Source organism: Bacillus sp. FSL L8-0199 (assembly GCF_038005705.1).
In the GTDB taxonomy this organism is placed as follows: Bacteria; Bacillota; Bacilli; order Bacillales; family Bacillaceae_G; genus Bacillus_A; species Bacillus_A cereus.
On record NZ_JBBOTS010000001.1, the window covers coordinates 5404788 to 5423456 of the forward strand.

Here is an 18669-nt window from a genome sequence, read left to right on the forward strand (position 1 = left end):
GATTCTACGTGGAAAATATAAATGAATTACTTAAGACATTACATTTAGAAAAAAACATTAAACTTGAGGATATTCCAAATGTTGACTTATATGTAGACCAAGTTGTCCAACTATTTGAGAATACTTATGCAGATACAACGAGAACTGATGATGAAAAAGTATTAACAAAAACGATGATTAATAATTACGCAAAAGGGAAACTATTCATCCCTATCAAAAATAAAAAGTATTCAAAAGAGCATATGATTTTAATTAGCCTAATTTATCAATTAAAGGGAGCTCTCTCCATTAACGACATAAAAAGTTCATTAGAAACTATAAATGACTCCTTATTAAATGATGATTCATTCGAATTAAATACGTTATACAAAAATTATCTTGCTCTTACTGAAAGCAATGTCGAAAGCTTTAAACAAGACGTAAATAACCGTGTTACAGAAGTAAATGAGATTTCTTCCTTAGAAGATACAAAGCTAGAAAAATTTCTACTACTAACATCCTTCGTGACTATGAGTAATATGTATAGACGTTTAGCGGAGCAACTAGTGGATGATTTAAAAGAATCATAAATAAAAAACTATCCACCTATTAAAGTGGATAGTTTTTTATTTACTTAATTGCTTCATGAACTTTTAGTTGTTTCCCTTTAATCGTTGTAGTCTTCATGACTTTCAAGACAAGTGGTCCTTTTCCATTTAATATTTCAACGTAAGAAACATTATCTTGTATCGTAATAATACCTATATCTTCTGCTGTAACACCTTTAATTTTAGCAATTGTACCGACGAAATCTACCGCCCTAATTTTCTTTTTCTTCCCGCCATTAAAGTACAGCTTCATAATGCCTTTGTTGATATCTGCATTTTTATCTTTCTTTATAATTGGTTTAGCATGTATCTTTTCTTCAAATGCAGCTTTCTCTTTCATAACTTCTTCTTTTGAAGGTCCAATTGCCTTTGGAATTTCAAATCCAATATACTCCTCAATCTCTTCTAAAAATCTATTTTCATATGGTGTTATAAATGTAATAGCTTTCCCACTATTTCCAGCTCGTCCCGTTCTTCCAGTACGATGTACATAGCTTTCTTTTTCAAGTGGAATATCATAATTAATAACATGTGTAATATTATCAATATCAATTCCTCTCGCAGCTACATCTGTTGCTACTAAATAACGGAATTTTCCTTTTCTAAAATCATCCATGACTTCAAAACGATCTTCTTGTACCATACCACCATGTATTTTGTCACAAGGATAGTTAGCTCGTTTTAATTGTCTATATACATGATCTACATTTTCTTGTGTACGACAGAAAATAATACAGCTATCAGGATTCTCAATCGTTGTTACATCTTTAAGTAGTGAAAGCTTCTCGTCTTCTATCACCTCAAAAAGAGTATGTTCAATTTTATCCGTCGTAATCCCAGCTGCTTTAATTTCAATATGAATTGGTGAATTCATATATGTACGAGACAATTTCTCAACATCTTCTGGAAGTGTTGCTGAAAATAACATCGTCATTCTTTTTGTAGGTAATTCATCAATAATTGCCTCTACTTGATCGATAAAGCCCATATTTAGCATCTCATCTGCTTCATCAATAACTAAATACTTCAAACACTCTAAAGAAAGGGTACCCTTCTCAATATGATCCAACACACGACCAGGAGTACCAACTACAATATGTGTCTTTTGCTTTAATTCTAATTTTTGACGTGCAAATGGAGATTTCCCATAAACTGCCGCAGCCTTAATCCTTTTGAATCGACCTATATTTGTAATATCTTCTTTTACCTGTACCGCAAGCTCTCTCGTTGGTGTTAAAACTAATGCTTGTGGTTTATTCTCTTCCCACTCCACCATTTCACAAAGTGGAATACCAAATGAAGCCGTTTTTCCACTTCCAGTCTGGGACTTCACAACAAGATCCTTCTTTTCTAATGCAACTGGAATAACCTCACCTTGTACTTCTGTTGGATGATTATATCCTAACCCAGTAAGTGCCCTTACGATTTCCGTACTTAGTTTATAATCAGAAAAACTTTTTTTACTCATATATTAACCTCATTTTATTTTGTATTATTTTCTTTTTTATCTTTTGTATACATTACTATCACCCTACTTATTATACTTGAAACCTCACATAAAAAGGTGGATCATGCCAGATTCATCTTTTTATATAGAAATAAACCTTATCATTTCATATAATGTTCAACTACTTGATAACATCTTTTGCTCGTATTGTTAGCATTAACCTTTTCATAGTATCCTACATCCACTCCAAAAAAATAAAAAGAATACATACAACCTTGTATAATTATCTTAATTTTTCAACCTTTTTCATAAACGAACAATAAAAATAAAAAAACGTTTTAAATTCGTTTTTAACGTTGTTTTTCAGATATAAAATCTACTTTTTCAAAAAATGTTAAGAAATCCTTTGACTTCTTAATAAAAATAATGTAAATTATCCTATGGACGAACATTTTTGATTAATAAAAATAAAATATTCGTATTTTAGGGGTGTAAATGATGGAAAACGTATTCGACTATGAAGATATTCAATTAATTCCCGCGAAATGTATTGTAAATAGCCGCTCTGAATGTGATACAACTGTCACTTTAGGAAAACATAAATTTAAATTACCTGTCGTACCTGCAAATATGCAAACGATTATTGATGAAAGAATTGCAACTTATTTAGCTGAGAACAACTACTTTTATATCATGCATCGTTTCCAACCAGAGAAACGAATCTCATTCATTAGAGATATGCAATCACGTGGATTAATCGCTTCTATCAGCGTTGGTGTAAAAGAGGACGAATATGAATTCGTACAACAATTAGCTGCTGAGCAACTGATACCTGAATATATCACGATTGATATCGCACACGGTCATTCTAATGCTGTGATCAACATGATTCAACATATTAAAAAACATTTACCAGAGAGCTTCGTTATCGCTGGAAACGTTGGAACTCCAGAAGCGGTAAGAGAATTAGAAAATGCTGGTGCCGATGCAACAAAAGTTGGTATTGGACCTGGTAAAGTTTGTATTACTAAAATTAAAACAGGCTTCGGAACTGGTGGTTGGCAGCTAGCTGCACTTCGCTGGTGTGCAAAAGCTGCAAGCAAGCCAATTATCGCTGATGGTGGTATTCGTACACACGGCGACGTAGCTAAATCTATACGATTTGGGGCAACTATGGTCATGATCGGTTCTCTATTCGCTGGTCACGAAGAGTCTCCAGGGGAAACAATTGAAAGAGATGGCAAACTTTATAAAGAATACTTCGGTTCTGCTTCTGAATTCCAAAAGGGTGAGAAGAAAAACGTTGAAGGTAAGAAAATGTTCGTTGAGCATAAAGGTTCTTTAGAAGATACGTTAATCGAAATGGAACAAGATCTTCAATCTTCTATCTCTTACGCTGGTGGAACAAAATTAGATGCTATTCGTACTGTAGATTATGTTGTCGTGAAAAACTCGATTTTCAATGGTGACAAAGTATATTAATTCTTAAATTAACTTGAAGGACAAGCATTTTCATGCTTGTCCTTCTTTTTTGTATATAAAAATGTAAAATACTTTGATTTAACTGAATTTTCTATTGTTATATTTTTAGATAGTCTTAATAAGGAGGATATACGACTTGAAAAATGTAATGGAAAATCGCCTTAATCGCGTAGAGGTACCTGCTGAACTAACATGGGATTTATCCGATTTGTATAATTCTGATACCAAATAGCCTACTGCATTAAACGCATTGGAAAATGATATACAGAAACTTGATTCATTTAAAGGACATTTACATACTAGCTCCCACACTTTATTAAATTGCCTACTTTTAGAAGAAGAACTTTTAATGACGTTAACAAAACTGTACTCATATGCAAATTTAAAAGAATCTACTGATCGTACAAATCCAAGTATTCAAGCGAACTCTTCCAAAATTTCTGCTTTATGGACGAAAGTACATACTGCACTATCCTTTATTCATAATGAAATTCTCATATTCGGCGAAGGAACAATTGAAAAATATTTAACTGAAGAAACAAAACTTGAACCTTTCCGTAAATCGTTACTAGAAATACTACAAAAAAGGCAGCACACACTGCATCCACTGCAGTAGCTCAAATGATTAAAGAGGAAGGACAACATGCTATTGATCGCTGGTGGTACAATGAAACATGCCGGAGTAGATATGTCAAAACCAGATGCAATCCGTAAAGCTGTTTCTTACGTTGGTTCATTAATTGATAAATTAGAGCATTCTTATCAAGTATAAAAAATAAGCCCTCGCTTTATGAGGGCTTATTTCATATTTACTTCCCAAACCGTTTGCGATATCCACATTTCCTGCAAAGTTCTTCAACCGCAACTCTTTTCGAAAATCCATCGACAATGTTTGTTGCTCTTTCACCTTCGATAATGTTAGAAAATGAATCATTATTAATATTCCCAAGGTTAATAATCCCTTCACCATCTAAACAACAAGGAATAACTGTTCCATTCGCTAAAATACCCGCTTGATTACGAAGTCCATGACAGAATCCTTTCCCATCATCCTCTTCTTCATGTAATGCTGGCCACTGGAATTCATAGTCTTGATTAATAAAGACACGTTCTGCAATTTTTATACCTTTTCCTGGTGTAAGCTTCTCTTCAATTTGATAAGATAGATCAAATTCATTTTCAATTATAGATAATAACTCTCTATTTTTCTGGATTTCAGCATTCGTTTTATTATCCTGAGTTAAATTCCATAACCTTAACGATACAATTAAATCTGATTGACTTGTCGCTTCCCTAATGAAGGAAAGTATACTCCTTACATAGCCCTCTTTATCTTGCGAACCTGGATGTCCATCAAAACTATGCAGTGAAAAATTCATTTGTCTTAACGCAGGCTTATTTAACAGCCTATGTCTTCTCTTATTAATTAACGTTCCGTTCGTTGTAATATTAACTTTAAACCCTTTTTCATGACTTAAGTCTAATAGTTGATCTATTTTCGGGTGGAGCAACGGCTCACCCTTCACGTGCAAATAAATGTAGTCTGTGTGAGGTTTAATTTGGTCTAATCTTTTAGCAAAATCCTCTACAGAAATGAATTGCTTCTGCCTTTCCGTCGGCGGACAAAAGCTACACGCAAGATTACATACACTCGTAATCTCCAAGTAAAACTTCTTAAACTTCTTCACCTTTAATTCCTCACTTCTCTAACTACTTATACTTTTTCCTCTTCATATTACAGCATATTTTTATGGAAATAGAAACATACTTATTTTAGGAAATCTACATACCATCTAATAATATTTAAAAGACCATCGGTAATTTTTGTCCAATGGTCTTTTTATCCTTTTATATGCAAAGAATAAATTTATTTATGATACGGTTCATCGTAACTATTCTAAATAAGGTTATTTTTTATTATTTTCATAATTAAATTTAACAAAAAAGGTAGTGCCTTCCGATCCTGTTTGAATTTCTATTTTTGCATTATGGCGGGCAGCAATGGCATAACATACACCTAACCCTAATCCAGTTCCATTATCTTTGGTCGTGTAAAACGGCGTACCCAGTTTCTCTAATACTTCAGGCCTGATACCTTTTCCTTGATCCCGCACTGCAAGCACCACACAATTTTGACCTTCCTTGTAAGTGCTAATGGTTAGAACTTTCCCTGTATTCATCGCTTCTAAGCCATTACGATATAGATTCATTAATAATTGCCGTATTTCATTACGATTTAAAAGTAATTCTGGAATGTCATTTGTATCGACTTGAATATATTTATTTTGATTGTACGTATCAATCTTTATTAAAGGAATAATATCGCGGATAATTGAATTTAAATCTAACATCTGCAAATCCGATTTCCTTGTATTACCCATTGAGAGAAATTCAGTAATAATAGAATTGGCACGGTTAAGTTCTTCAATCATTAAATGAAAGTATTTATTATGTTTCTCATAGGTATTCTCTTCTTTTAATAACTGTAAAAATCCTAGTACTGTTGTCATTGGATTTCTAATTTCATGGCTGATACCTGCTGCCATTTGCCCTATTAAATCTATGTTGGATAATCTTTTCAATTCCTGTTCATATTTCTTTTTTTCCGTTATGTTTTTAAAAATACAACAAATACCATCATCATACGGGTATGCAATAACTTCGTGCCAATATTCATCTGCAGTAGAAAGAAATTCGAAATGAACTGTAGTTCGCTCTGACATCGCACGATGAAATTCCTTATACATAACTGTGTCGATTTCACTCGGGAAAACATCCCATATATTCTTTCCTAATACATCTTTTGCTGTTTTTCTTTGCGGAAAATATTGGTGCTTATTTACGTACGTAAATTCCCATTTATTATTTAAAATAAAAAATCCATCCGTAATACATTCAATCACACTTGTAACTTTTTCATTAGCAGCAGCTAGCTCTCTCGTTCGCTCTTCCACTATGCTTTCTAGTTGATCCATATATGACAAATTCGAAAACGTAGGGGCTGTGGCATCAACGATAGATTTTGCTAGTTGAAGTTGAGAATGATCATAATTGTGAGCTTTTCCTTCTTTGCCAACGACGATTACCCCTAATACTTCTCCAATTGAAACCAATGGAATCATCAATAGACCCTTACTATCTATATTTTTTGTTTGAATAACTTCTTGAATCTTGGCTTCATAGCTTTTCTCTGTCCAATCCGCTTCTGTCCAATGACAGCCCTTACTTAATTTCGTTGTTTTAATTGTTGTTTTATCTAGCGGATCTAGAAGATGGGCAGTCATATTTTTACTCTCTAAAATCTGTTCTAGGTAAAAAAAGCATTTATCAAAACTCTCCTGTATCGAGGAACACATTGATAAATCACGTGTAACATTTAGTAACAGCTGCTTCTCAGCAATAAGGTTTTCCTTTTGTTTTAAATTATTTGTGTTTTGAATTGCAACCGCAGCCATATTTACATAAGCTTCAACACTTTGAATTTCTGAATCTGTTAAGTTCATCGGAATTCCATAATCAAATAAAAAAACTAGACCAAATAACTCTTGCCCAAATGAGATAGGCAAGGCTAATAAGGACTTAATTTTGAATGCATTAACCGGTCTCGGATCTGGTCGATGATCCTTTGAGGTATCAGGAATATAGATGGTTTTTTTCGTTTCAATAACCTCTTTTGCCAGTAAGTCTATTTCAGGATCAATTACTTGAGTATCGAGCGTTACGCCATTTATAGTCTCTGGTTTTCCTGCAAACCCTCTAAATGTTCCATCTTCCTGGGGTAAATAAATTCCAACAGCATCGCACCTAACAATTTCCTCTGATATCGCCATTGTCACACGCTGCAATACGTCACGTAGTTCTAATTTCGTATTTATTATTTTTGTTATATTTGCGAGTCTAGAATATCTCGTCTGATCACTTACCATTCACATAGCCTCCAATTATAGGCATAATAAAATAAATATGATAATATCAGTGTTTTACATAGAATACATTACTTATGATACGGTTCTCCACGATTAATCCGAAACGCTCTATAGACTTGCTCAAGCAACACTAATCGCATTAATTGGTGTGGTAATGTCATCTTTGAAAAAGAAAGTGATTCATTTGAACGCTTCATCACTTCTGAGCTTAGTCCAAGTGATCCACCAATTACAAATGCGACTTTACTCTTTCCGTATGTAGCAAGGCGATCTAGACTTACCGCAAATTCTTCTGATGACTTTTGCTTTCCTTCTATAGCTAATGCAATCACATGCGTGTCATCAGAAATTTTATCGAGTATACGTATACCTTCTTTTTCCTTTACAATTAACATTTCTGCTTCACTTAAATTTTCTGGCGCCTTTTCATCAGGTAATTCAATTACTTCTACTTTTGCGTATGCAGATAATCGTTTTAAGTATTCTGCTATACCTTGTTTCAAATATTTTTCTTTTAATTTCCCAATTGAAATAATCGAGATATTCACACGTATCCTCCACCTTACAAACATGTTATCCACAAAACTTATCCACATATCCACAAATACTACCCACATATTGTGTGAGAATCTGTGTTCGATACAACATATGTCGCCTCATTTTGACAAAATTCACATGTTTTTTTCTCTTTTCCCGAGTTATCCACATTGTTGATAACTGGTGCAACTTCACACTCATCCACAATAATATCTAACGCTAATTCAACATGTTCTAAACAACAAGGTAAATTCATTTTCTACACCTCACTTTTCTACAATAGAAAACAGGAGGTAGGCCCTCCTGTTTTTAATACTTTTGAATGCCTAATTTCACTGTTGTTGTTACTCTTTTTGTACCACGATAAAACGTAAGAGTCATTTTATCATTAATTTCCTTATCATATAAGGCCGTACGGAATCCAATAATATCGCGAATCGGTTTTCCATCTACTGCCACAATAACATCATGTTCTCTTAAACCAGCATCCGCACCTGGCGAAGGACTTTTCACATCCAAAATACAAACGCCCTCTGTTACAGTACCTGGTAAATGTAATGTTTTTGACCAATAATAGTTTGGGATTTCATTTAATGACCTAAGTTCAATCCCAACATACGGTCTTCTTACTTTTCCATACTTCTCAAGTTCATTCATAATCGGAACAGCTCTAGTCACCGGAATAGCAAGGCCGATTCCTTCTACTTCTTTTGCAGCAATTTTCATTGAATTAATACCAATTAATTGTCCTGCTGCATTTACAAGCGCACCACCACTATTCCCCGGATTAATCGCTGCATCTGTTTGTAACACTTCTACTTGCCAATCATAATGTCCATCTTGATCTAAATCTACAGGGACAATACGTTCATTAGCTGAAATAATACCTTGTGTAACTGTTCCAGAAAATTGCAGTCCAAGTGGGTTTCCAATCGCAATAACTGGTTCTCCTCTGCGAACAGTATTAGAATCGCCAATTTCAATTATTTTTTTCACATGCTTTGCATCTATTTCTAATACAGCTAAATCTGTGACTACATCGGTTCCTAATACTTTTCCAGGAACCTTCTTACCATCACTTAGACTTACTTCAATACGATTCGCTCCAGCTACAACATGATTATTCGTTACAATATAAGCTTGACCATCTGTCTTTTTATAAATTACTCCTGATCCTGTACCGGCCTCTGAATCTGCCTCTGAAAAATTATCTCGTTGAATGTTAATAACACCCACAACAGCTTCAGATGCACGATCAACAGCATCTACAAAGCTAATCTGTTTAATCCCTTGAGCTTCAGCCATATTACTTCCGCTTGCTTCAGCTTGCGGAAGCGTATCAGCAGAATTCGAAAATAAAGGCGCTCCAAACGCAAATAAAGAAGCTCCTACAATTGTTCCCGCTATACTCGAAAGAACTATACCTTTGTGCTTCTTTTTTCCTGCACGTTTCATACGATAACTTTCTTCATCAATAAAGGACATATTTGTTCACCTATCTTCCTGAAAACAACTATATTCACCTTTATTGTTTACTAAAATGAAGAATTATACGTATTGAATTTTTGTAGGCATTTTTGGATCTGTATCGTGAATTTCAAAGGATTCACCCACTCCAAATCCTTTTTCCTCTAGTACTTGTGATACTGACATACGCGCTAGTTCTTTCATGTTATTATCTAAGCTTAAATGGGCTAAATAAATATGCTTTGTCTCATCTGTAATTACATCTGCCATCGCTAATGCAGCATCCTCATTACAAACATGCCCAACGTCACTTAAAATACGTCGTTTAATGCTCCATGGATAACGTCCCATACGAAGCATTTCTACATCATGATTACTTTCAAATACAAAAGCATTAGCTCCCTTAATAACGCCCTTCATACGGTCACTTACGTATCCCGTATCTGTAATAAGCGCTAATTTCCTATTATTGTTATGGAAAGCATAAAACATCGGTTCTGCCGCATCATGAGAAACTCCAAATGACTCGACTTCAATATCACCAAATGTTTTCACATCACCAACTGAGAAAATAAACTTTTGTTCAGTTGGGATATTTCCTATTAAATGTTCCATTGCATTCCATGTTTTCTCATTCGCATAAACAGGTAAATCATATTTACGTGCCAATACACCTAATCCTTTAATATGATCACTATGCTCATGCGTTACAAGAATACCTGATACATCATTTATATTTAGTTCTGCTTGTTTAAATAAAGCCTCTGTTGCTTTACCACTTAAACCTGCGTCGACTAGTAATTTTTTTTCATCGGTTCCTACGTATAGCATATTTCCTGTACTTCCACTTGCAAGTACGCTAAAATGCAACCCCATTCTTTCTCACTCCAGTATGTTCATCAACCACTTGATTTTCCTTTTCTCCTAATTCCATAACTTGTCCTTCAATTGCATTCACAAAGAAGTCCTGCTTCTGCTCCGTTTTTAAATTCCACGTTGGAGCAAGTACTTGGTTATTAGAAGTAGATGCGGTAAGAGTGGCATAACCAATTTGCGCTTCTTTAACATGCGTATTTCCATGAATTTTATTTTTTAAATACAAATTTTCTAAAGCTGTTTGAGCCGTAATAATTTCTTGCTCTTTCGTTTTTTCACCTTCGCCCATTTCTTTTAAATCAGTTAGCATTGTCTGCGTATATGAAACAAGTTCATTTTTTTCATTTAATTCCACAACAATCATCGCCTGATTATTATAGAAAATAGGCTTATCTTTATATTTTTGGAAGAAATAAATTTTAGAGTCTTTCACCGCTCCAAATTCATACTTTTGTCCATCCAATACATAGTTCTTCAAAAATTCATTATACTTATCTTTTGATAATGATTTCGTATTTAAAAAAGGCTCTTTTAGCTTACTTTCTATCTTGTACATATTTTGTATATGCACCGTTTGATTTTTCAAAGACTGTATATCTTCTTCTTTAAAGGCTTTATTTTCCGCTCTAATAAATGACTCTTTTTTCGGTTCTTTAGGGATATTTCCCATCGTAATTTTATTTGCTTTTAATTCTTGATCTATCTTTGTTTCTGCAATAAGCTCCAATTGATTACTATCTTGCTTTTGAATGAATTGGAAAATGAGAAAGAGGTCCAAAACAAAAAAGGTCACAATAAATATGGTTTTAATCCGATCCCAATCCATTTAGTCCTCCCTCACTCCACTCATAGATTTTCTGTTTACCTGTTTCATCTTCAACAAGCTTTACATACCAAATTGGTTGTAGTCGAACCACTTGCCCATCTAGTGATAACTTGTATCCAATGCCAATATCCTTAATTACTTGTTTCTTTATCTCTGGATTATTTTCTAGGGATGCTATTACAACATGCCCTGACGGAAGAGTAACCTTCTGTTCTATACCTTTAGTATTTAAAGACAGCAACGGTCTTTCATATTCCATTACTTCTTCTGATCCCCATACTTGTCTTAATTCCGCTAATCCATCTGCATTGAATACTGGATATCCATCTTCATTTAAGCGAAATACTGTCTCTCCTTTATTCATATAGTCCAAACGATATGAATCCAAACTCCCACTGTGACCACTTACAAATTCAAAGCTTTTTTGTAAAAGCATTAAATTATCTATCGTTTTCTCAGTTAAGACAGAAGAGTTTTTATACTTTAGCATGTGACGATCGTTTTCAATTTCCATGGATCTAATACCATCTGTAAATGTTTCTTTCGACATCTCGGTAATCGGACTTAAATAACGAGGATCACTAAACAGAGCATTCTTAAACGTATCAACTGCTAAATTAGATGAAATATATGTTATATTGCTTAACTCTGTCGTTCCATCTGGTAAAAATAATTTTTTCATATCATTGAGTTGATAATCAAAATAAGGTTTTGCTGATACTATAAATTGATTTTGGGCATTTACAATATCTTTTAAATACAAGCCACTTAATTTTGCCTCGTATATTTTAAAGTTATCACCATCAGAAACAAAGTTAATTTTAATTTCTTGATCCTTACTTCTAGAAGGATCAAGGAGAATACGATTAAAATGTTTAGGCTTACCTGTACTTTTCTCTTTCATGTTAAACATGGATTTAACTGCATCAAATGGGATATCGGTAGGGAAAACAAGTTCAACTTTCCCTTCACCATGCACATATGAAAGGAAATCACCCTTAGTGATTGATATCTCTCTAAAATCATATAGTTCCCCTACTTCCAGAGGCTTATAGATTGATTCTATATCTGCCTCTCTTTTGCTCCCATAATGATTTTTATCTTTATGCACGATGATAGAAGTAGGACGGACAACATCGGAAATTTTAGTTTGGTTCATTCCTTCATTCCCCTGTACAAATTTCGCGTTTTGCATGGATGTAGAATCTGGCACATACGTCCATAAATTAAAAGTAAGAAATAGGCTAATTACAACTAGGTTAATTAAAACTATTGTTTTAAAGTTTTCCATACTCATTCCCAATCGTCCTCTTCATCTGCTGCCATTGGTAACGTGAAATAAATAGTTGTCCCTTTTCCTTCTTCACTCTTCGCCCAAATAGAACCACCATGTGCCTCAATCATTTCTTTTGCAATTGCTAATCCAAGTCCCGTACCACCCATTTGTCTTGAACGAGCTTTATCTACGCGATAAAAACGTTCAAAGATTTTATCAACGTTTTCTTTTGGAATACCCATTCCTTGGTCACTTACACTAATTTCTAATAAATCACCGCGATCACGTAAACGATATGTTACTGTCCCACCTTCTGGTGAATACTTTAATGCGTTAGAAATAATGTTATACAGCACTTGAGTAATTTTGTCAGTATCCATATCAATAAATCTAGATTTCTTAGAGAAAGATCGTTTGAAACTTACATTTTGCTCTTTAGACATTTCAAAGCGATCAATAATATTATTAAAGAAATCAGTAAAGTCGACCCATTCTTTCATTAAACGATGCTCTGTACTATCCAGTTTAGATAGCTGTAACAACGCATTTACAAGTCTAATCATTCTTTCTGTTTCTTCTTGTGTAACCGTTAAAAATTGTGGTGCAATATTTGGATCCTGCCATGCTCCATCTGTAAGTGCCTCTAAATAACTGCGCATCGTCGTTAATGGCGTCCTTAATTCATGAGAGACATTTGCCACAAACTCACGGCGTTCCCGTTCTATACGTTCCTGCTCTGTTACATCATATAGTACAGCAATTAAGCCGTTTGCCTTCCCTGTTTCTTTTTGAATAACAGAGAAACTAGCACGTAAAATATATGGTTCGTTTCTCGTACTAAAATCTAATAAAACAGAATCTGGCTCTTCATATAAATGATCGAGCGTAAATTCTTCCTGTATCCCTAATACCTCTAAAACAGATTGATCGAGCGCTGTTTCACGAGAAACATTTAACATCTTTTCCGCAGGGTCATTTAGTAAAATAATATCCCCTTTTCGATCAGTAGCAATTACTCCATCTGTCATATGTGATAAAACAGATGATAATTTACGCCTTTCACTTTCTGTAGAAGAACGAGCTTGTTGTAATTTTTTCGATAAATTATTGAAGGATAATGCCAGTTGTCCAATTTCATCATGGCTATGCACTTTTACTTTTCTGGAATAATTTCCTTTTGCCATTTCGATTGCTTGTCTCCGCATATCTGAAATTGGTCTTGTAATTGTTTGAGCCAATAAAATCCCAAGTACGGCCGTTACTAATAAAGCAATTACTGTTCCCGTAGCAAAAATTTGATTTATATCCTTCATTTGTTTATATACATCTTCCATAGATGCCACAATGTAAATAACACCAAGCGCATCCTTACCGTTATCATCTAGAATCGGAGTAAGCATAACTTGAACACGATGACCTGTACTACCATCCTTCTCAATTTTCACTTCTGGCTTTTTTTGTACTAACACTCGCTGAACAGCTATATCAGTTGATGTTCGATTCACCTTATTCTGCTTTGATTCATCTGAAATAGCCAGTAACTTTCTGTGCGAATCAAATACACTTACCTCTTGTATAACTTTCTTCTGATCAGAGGCAAATTTTCGAATTGAAGTTTTAATCGTTTCATCTGTTGACTCTGTTTCTGCTTTTGTATAACTTTTTTTAAACTCTTGCTTCAAATTATATGATAATAAGTTTGTTTGCTGCGTTAAAGAATCCCTAAAACCTTGTACTAAGCTCTTCTCTAATTCCCTTACGAAATATACTCCAATAACTTGCATCGCTATTAATATTAATAGCATATATATAAGCACAAATTTTAAATGAATAGATTGAAAAAAACCAACTTTCTTCATATACTATTCCTGCTCTGGGTCACGCAAGTAATACCCTACTCCACGTCTAGTTACAATTAAAGTAGGATGGCTTGGATTATCTTCAATTTTTTCACGCAAACGACGTACTGTAACGTCTACTGTGCGCACATCTCCAAAATAGTCATAACCCCAAACTGTTTGTAATAAATGTTCGCGTGTCATAACTTGTCCTAAATGTTTCGCTAAATAATGTAGCAACTCAAATTCACGATGTGTAAGCTCGATATTTTCCTCGCGCTTCGTTACACTATATGCATTTGGATTAATCACAATTGGTCCAATAACCATTTCTGTATTTTCTTCTTTTTCCGCAGCACCACCTTGTTGATGGCGGCGTAAATTCGCCTTCACACGAGCAAGTAATTCCCTTGTACTAAATGGCTTCGTTACATAATCATCTGCCCCAAGCTCAAGCCCTAATACTTTATCAATCTCAGAGTCCTTTGCTGTAAGCATAATAATCGGCATTTCTGAGCTTTTACGTATTTCACGGCAAACCTCTAAGCCGTCTTTACCTGGTAGCATAATATCTAATAAAACCATATCTGGTTGCTCTTCATTAGCCTTTTCAATTGCTTCATCACCATCATGCGCCATTACTATTTCAAAACCTTCTTTTTCTAAGTTAAACTTCAAAATATCTGCAATCGGCTTTTCATCATCAACTACTAAAATTTTCTTTCCCATCATCGTCTATTTCCTCCTTATAAAAATATGGTCAATAATCCCTAAACATATTGATGTTTACATAGTATGTCCTATATGACCGCATCCTTTGTTTAAGTATTTTCTCCTCTATTCTCATAGACTCATGTATGATCCACTTTTACACGGCATCCTATACGATCTATAGAAAAACCTCTAGCTTCAACTGCTAGAGGCTCCTCGTTCTATTTTAAAATAACTACTCAGTTTTGTAAAATTACATAAATAAAAAGGATATTAAGTGGGCCCACTTAATATCCTGAGAGTGGCTCGGGACGGAATCGAACCGCCGACACGAGGATTTTCAGTCCTCTGCTCTACCGACTGAGCTACCGAGCCAAAACTATATATAAAACCACTAATGGTGGTATAAACAAAAGTGGCGGTCCCGACCGGGGTCGAACCGGCGATCTCCTGCGTGACAGGCAGGCATGTTAACCACTACACCACGGGACCAAAAATAAGCAAAAAAAAACATGACCCGTACGGGATTCGAACCCGTGTTACCGCCGTGAAAGGGCGGTGTCTTAACCACTTGACCAACGGGCCACGAAAAATAAAATGGTGAGCCATGAAGGACTCGAACCTTCGACCCTCTGATTAAAAGTCAGATGCTCTACCAACTGAGCTAATGGCTCATACTCACCAACGTCATATTTTCGTGACGACAAGATGTATCATAACATGTATTCTGTATTTATTGCAATACTTTTTTCGTTTTTTTATAAAAGAATAAGAAAAAACTCATGCGGACATGAGTTTTTTCTAAACACTATTAATTAAGCTTCGTATACGTTACGAACAATATTTGTTTGGTTACGATCTGGTCCAACTGAGAACATAGATATTTGAATTCCTGTTAACTCAGAAACACGTTCTACGTATTTTCGTGCATTTTCAGGAAGTTCATCTAATGATTTTACACCAGTAATATCTTCTTCCCAACCTGGAAGCTCTTCATATACAGGCTCACATTTTGCTAAAATGTTTAAGTTAGCTGGAACTTCATCAATAACTTCACCATTGTATTTGTAAGCAACACAAATTTTAAGAGTTGGAATACCTGTTAAAACGTCGATAGAATTTAATGATAGATCCGTTAAACCACTAACACGACGTGCATGTCTTACAACAACGCTATCGAACCAACCTACGCGGCGTGGACGACCAGTTGTCGTTCCATACTCGCGACCAACTTCACGAATTTGATGACCAATTTCATCATGAAGCTCAGTAGGGAATGGACCATCACCAACGCGGCTTGTATATGCTTTACATACACCTACAACGCGAGTAACTTTCGCAGGACCAACTCCAGTTCCAACTGTTACACCACCAGCAATTGGGTTAGAAGATGTAACGAACGGGTACGTACCGTGGTCAATATCAAGCATAACACCTTGCGCACCTTCAAATAATACACGGTGATTATTATCTAATGCATCATTTAATACAACAGATGTATCACATACATATTGCGCGATTTGTTGCCCGTACTCGAAGTACTCTTCGAAAATTTCTTCTACAGTGAAACCTTCTGTATCGTACATTTTTTCAAATAAACGATTTTTTTCTACTAAATTGCGCTCAAGCTTCTCTTTAAATGCTTCACGGTCTAAAAGATCAGCCATACGAATACCAATACGAGCAGCTTTATCCATATATGCAGGACCGATACCTTTTTTCGTTGTACCGATTTTGTTATCACCTTTACTTGCTTCTTCTAACTCATCTTGCTTTAAGTGGTAAGGTAAAATAACATGTGCACGGTTACTTACACGTAAATTATCAGTACTTACACCACGATCGTGTAAGTATTTTAACTCTTCAAGTAATGCTTTTGGATCTACTACTAATCCGTTTCCGATTACACAAATTTTCTCTTTATAGAAAATACCAGATGGAATTAAGTGTAATTTATATTTAACTCCGCCGAAAACAATTGTATGTCCCGCGTTATTTCCACCTTGATATCTTGCAACTACTTCCGCATGCTCAGAAAGAAAATCAGTGATTTTACCTTTTCCTTCGTCGCCCCATTGTGTTCCTACAACTACTACTGAAGACATTATTAAAGCACCTCCGCAATTTTCAAACGATCTATTCAAACAATATAATTGTACCAAAACCGAAAAAGAAGTCAACCGAAAAGCGAACATTTTTTCATAAAAAAACTTTTTCGTTCGTAAGAATTATATATTTAACTTATGAAAGCCTTATCTTTCTTATAAAAAAAAAGAAACACATCTTATTATAAGAAATGTGTTTCTTTTTTATACTGCCTTTATGCCGGCGGAGCATGTCCATCCTCAAAACGACGTTCTAAGTTAACGAACTTATTGAACTCTTTGACGAATGCAAGTTCCACTGAACCTACTGGACCGTTACGCTGTTTTGCAATAATAATTTCAATTGTATTTTTATTTTCCGTTTCTCGATCATAGTAGTCTTCACGATATAGGAAAGCTACAATATCAGCATCCTGCTCAATACTTCCAGATTCACGAATATCAGACATCATCGGGCGTTTATCTTGACGAGATTCTACACCACGAGATAACTGTGATAAAGCAATAACAGGCACTTGCAATTCACGTGCAATCCCTTTTAAGGTACGAGAAATCTCAGATACTTCCTGCTGACGGTTTTCTCCTGATTTCCCACTTCCTTGAATAAGCTGCAAATAGTCGATCAAAATCATACCAAGACCTTGTTCTTGCTTTAATCTACGACATTTTGCTCGAATCTCATTTACTTTAATACCTGGCGTATCATCAATATATATACCAGCATTTGAGAGACTCCCCATTGCCATTGTTAATTTTGCCCAATCATCGGAAGTTAATGAACCAGTACGAAGTCTTTGTGCATCAATATTCCCTTCTGCACAAAGCATACGCATAACAAGCTGATCAGCACCCATCTCTAAACTAAAAATCGCTACATTTTCATCCGTTTTCGTCGCTACGTTTTGTGCGATATTTAATGAAAATGCCGTTTTCCCTACTGATGGACGTGCTGCCACGATAATTAAATCATTTCGTTGGAAACCTGCTGTCATCTTATCTAATTCAGTAAACCCAGTTGGTATCCCAGTAACTTCACCCTTTTGATTATGCAAAAGTTCAATTTTGTCATAAGCATCTACAAGAACATCTTTAATGTTTTGGAATGCTTTTGCATTCGTTTGATGGGATACTTCTAATATTTTTTTCTCAGCCTCATTTAAAAGACCATCCACATCATCTTCTCTCTCATATCCATCCGATACAATATGAGTCGCCGTGCGAATTAAACGACGTAAAAGCGCCTTTTCAGCGATGATGCGTGCGTAATATTCTACGTTAGCTGCAGTTGGCACAACCTCTGCTAACTCCGCTAAGTAAGAAACCCCACCAACTTCTTCTAATAATCCTTGATCAGCCATTGCTGATGTCATCATTATTAAGTCGATCGGCTCTCCCTTATCAGATAGCCCAAGCATGACTTCAAAAATCTTTTGATGTTTCGTTCGATAGAACGAATCAGGTACCAATAACTCTGATGCTGAAGTTAACGCATCTTGATCAATCAATACGGCCCCTAAAACCGCCTGCTCAGCCTCTATATTATGCGGAGGGGTACGATCAGCAAGTACATCACTCATACGCAATCCTCCTT

At 35.1% G+C, this 18669-nt stretch carries 16 protein-coding genes, 4 tRNA genes and 1 pseudogene; 4 read left to right on the forward strand and 17 right to left on the reverse strand.

Features of this window, described 5'->3' with window-relative positions:
* Positions 1 to 8: 8 nt before the first annotated feature.
* Positions 9 to 569 carry a DUF1836 domain-containing protein gene (locus NST86_RS27920; protein ID WP_000427884.1) on the forward strand — a complete coding sequence of 187 codons (561 nt, stop codon included), beginning with the start codon at positions 9 to 11 and terminating at the stop codon, positions 567 to 569.
* Between the two features lie 40 nt (positions 570 to 609).
* On the opposite strand, the gene NST86_RS27925 is transcribed toward NST86_RS27920, so the two are convergent.
* A complete protein-coding gene (locus tag NST86_RS27925) occupies positions 610 to 2055 on the reverse strand; it encodes a DEAD/DEAH box helicase (protein ID WP_000039354.1) in 1446 nt (481 codons plus the stop codon).
* A gap of 477 nt (positions 2056 to 2532) precedes the next feature.
* On the opposite strand from NST86_RS27925, the gene guaC reads away from it, so the two are divergent.
* The 3 genes and pseudogenes from guaC to NST86_RS27940 all read left to right on the forward strand — a co-directional run bounded on the left by guaC (position 2533) and on the right by NST86_RS27940 (position 4288).
* The gene (gene guaC / locus NST86_RS27930; RefSeq protein ID WP_227593354.1) at positions 2533 to 3516 is read left to right on the forward strand and encodes a GMP reductase; all 984 of its coding nucleotides are present in this window, start codon (positions 2533 to 2535) and stop codon (positions 3514 to 3516) included.
* A gap of 136 nt (positions 3517 to 3652) precedes the next feature.
* Positions 3653 to 4123: pseudogene (locus tag NST86_RS27935) on the forward strand (oligoendopeptidase F); the annotation flags it as partial.
* Between the two features lie 36 nt (positions 4124 to 4159).
* A complete protein-coding gene (locus NST86_RS27940) occupies positions 4160 to 4288 on the forward strand; it encodes a hypothetical protein (protein WP_016118980.1) in 129 nt (42 codons plus the stop codon).
* A 37-nt stretch (positions 4289 to 4325) separates the two neighbouring features.
* Here NST86_RS27940 and NST86_RS27945 read toward each other — a convergent pair whose 3' ends face one another.
* From NST86_RS27945 to dnaB, 16 genes are all read right to left on the reverse strand, one after another.
* Complete coding sequence (locus NST86_RS27945) at positions 4326 to 5204, reverse strand: radical SAM/SPASM domain-containing protein (protein WP_000713633.1); 879 nt, start codon at positions 5202 to 5204, stop codon at positions 4326 to 4328.
* Positions 5205 to 5423: 219 nt separating this feature from the next.
* Positions 5424 to 7442: a GAF domain-containing sensor histidine kinase gene (locus NST86_RS27950; RefSeq protein WP_000253111.1), complete on the reverse strand. Its 2019-nt coding sequence runs from the start codon at positions 7440 to 7442 to the stop codon at positions 5424 to 5426.
* A gap of 68 nt (positions 7443 to 7510) precedes the next feature.
* A complete protein-coding gene (gene rlmH, locus NST86_RS27955; RefSeq protein ID WP_001027003.1) occupies positions 7511 to 7990 on the reverse strand; it encodes a 23S rRNA (pseudouridine(1915)-N(3))-methyltransferase RlmH in 480 nt (159 codons plus the stop codon).
* 59 nt (positions 7991 to 8049) lie between these two features.
* Complete coding sequence (locus NST86_RS27960; RefSeq protein ID WP_001052831.1) at positions 8050 to 8235, reverse strand: CxxH/CxxC protein; 186 nt, start codon at positions 8233 to 8235, stop codon at positions 8050 to 8052.
* Positions 8236 to 8288: 53 nt separating this feature from the next.
* The gene (locus NST86_RS27965) at positions 8289 to 9464 is read right to left on the reverse strand and encodes a S1C family serine protease (protein ID WP_000008042.1); all 1176 of its coding nucleotides are present in this window, start codon (positions 9462 to 9464) and stop codon (positions 8289 to 8291) included.
* 63 nt (positions 9465 to 9527) lie between these two features.
* Positions 9528 to 10322 (reverse strand): MBL fold metallo-hydrolase, encoded by a 795-nt coding sequence (locus NST86_RS27970; RefSeq protein ID WP_000522837.1) that lies wholly within the window; start codon positions 10320 to 10322, stop codon positions 9528 to 9530.
* Positions 10306 to 11148: a two-component system regulatory protein YycI gene (locus NST86_RS27975; RefSeq protein WP_000383740.1), complete on the reverse strand. Its 843-nt coding sequence runs from the start codon at positions 11146 to 11148 to the stop codon at positions 10306 to 10308. Before NST86_RS27975 ends, NST86_RS27970 begins: the two co-directional genes overlap by 17 nt.
* The gene (locus NST86_RS27980) at positions 11129 to 12445 is read right to left on the reverse strand and encodes a YycH family regulatory protein (protein ID WP_016118981.1); all 1317 of its coding nucleotides are present in this window, start codon (positions 12443 to 12445) and stop codon (positions 11129 to 11131) included. The genes NST86_RS27975 and NST86_RS27980 overlap by 20 nt, the downstream gene beginning before the upstream one ends.
* A complete protein-coding gene (walK, locus tag NST86_RS27985; protein ID WP_000755367.1) occupies positions 12442 to 14283 on the reverse strand; it encodes a cell wall metabolism sensor histidine kinase WalK in 1842 nt (613 codons plus the stop codon). Before walK ends, NST86_RS27980 begins: the two co-directional genes overlap by 4 nt.
* Positions 14284 to 14286: 3 nt before the next feature.
* Positions 14287 to 14994, reverse strand: a complete 708-nt coding sequence (gene walR / locus NST86_RS27990) for a cell wall metabolism DNA-binding response regulator WalR (RefSeq protein WP_000971865.1) — start codon at positions 14992 to 14994, stop codon at positions 14287 to 14289.
* A 281-nt stretch (positions 14995 to 15275) separates the two neighbouring features.
* A tRNA-Phe gene (locus NST86_RS27995) sits at positions 15276 to 15348 on the reverse strand.
* A gap of 41 nt (positions 15349 to 15389) precedes the next feature.
* A tRNA-Asp gene (locus NST86_RS28000) sits at positions 15390 to 15465 on the reverse strand.
* A gap of 21 nt (positions 15466 to 15486) precedes the next feature.
* Positions 15487 to 15558: transfer RNA gene (locus tag NST86_RS28005), tRNA-Glu, on the reverse strand.
* Positions 15559 to 15571: 13 nt separating this feature from the next.
* A tRNA-Lys gene (locus NST86_RS28010) sits at positions 15572 to 15647 on the reverse strand.
* Between the two features lie 141 nt (positions 15648 to 15788).
* On the reverse strand, positions 15789 to 17078 hold the full coding sequence (locus NST86_RS28015) for an adenylosuccinate synthase (RefSeq protein WP_000100238.1): 1290 nt from the start codon (positions 17076 to 17078) through the stop codon (positions 15789 to 15791).
* Between the two features lie 215 nt (positions 17079 to 17293).
* Entirely contained in the window at positions 17294 to 18655 is a 1362-nt protein-coding gene (gene dnaB / locus NST86_RS28020) for a replicative DNA helicase (protein WP_001286149.1), read from the reverse strand.
* Between the last annotated feature and the right edge of the window lie 14 nt (positions 18656 to 18669).

Coding starts and splice junctions, on each gene's coding strand:
- NST86_RS27965 (WP_000008042.1), bottom strand. CDS start 9,464: ATGTCCTTTATTGATGAAGAAAGTTATCGTATGAAACGTGCAGGAAAA.
- NST86_RS28015 (WP_000100238.1), bottom strand. CDS start 17,078: ATGTCTTCAGTAGTAGTTGTAGGAACACAATGGGGCGACGAAGGAAAA.
- guaC (WP_227593354.1), top strand. CDS start 2,533: ATGGAAAACGTATTCGACTATGAAGATATTCAATTAATTCCCGCGAAA.
- NST86_RS27960 (WP_001052831.1), bottom strand. CDS start 8,235: ATGAATTTACCTTGTTGTTTAGAACATGTTGAATTAGCGTTAGATATT.
- NST86_RS27950 (WP_000253111.1), bottom strand. CDS start 7,442: ATGGTAAGTGATCAGACGAGATATTCTAGACTCGCAAATATAACAAAA.
- NST86_RS27975 (WP_000383740.1), bottom strand. CDS start 11,148: ATGGATTGGGATCGGATTAAAACCATATTTATTGTGACCTTTTTTGTT.
- NST86_RS27980 (WP_016118981.1), bottom strand. CDS start 12,445: ATGAGTATGGAAAACTTTAAAACAATAGTTTTAATTAACCTAGTTGTA.
- NST86_RS27925 (WP_000039354.1), bottom strand. CDS start 2,055: ATGAGTAAAAAAAGTTTTTCTGATTATAAACTAAGTACGGAAATCGTA.
- dnaB (WP_001286149.1), bottom strand. CDS start 18,655: ATGAGTGATGTACTTGCTGATCGTACCCCTCCGCATAATATAGAGGCT.
- NST86_RS27940 (WP_016118980.1), top strand. CDS start 4,160: ATGCTATTGATCGCTGGTGGTACAATGAAACATGCCGGAGTAGATATG.
- walK (WP_000755367.1), bottom strand. CDS start 14,283: ATGAAGAAAGTTGGTTTTTTTCAATCTATTCATTTAAAATTTGTGCTT.
- walR (WP_000971865.1), bottom strand. CDS start 14,994: ATGATGGGAAAGAAAATTTTAGTAGTTGATGATGAAAAGCCGATTGCA.
- NST86_RS27970 (WP_000522837.1), bottom strand. CDS start 10,322: ATGGGGTTGCATTTTAGCGTACTTGCAAGTGGAAGTACAGGAAATATG.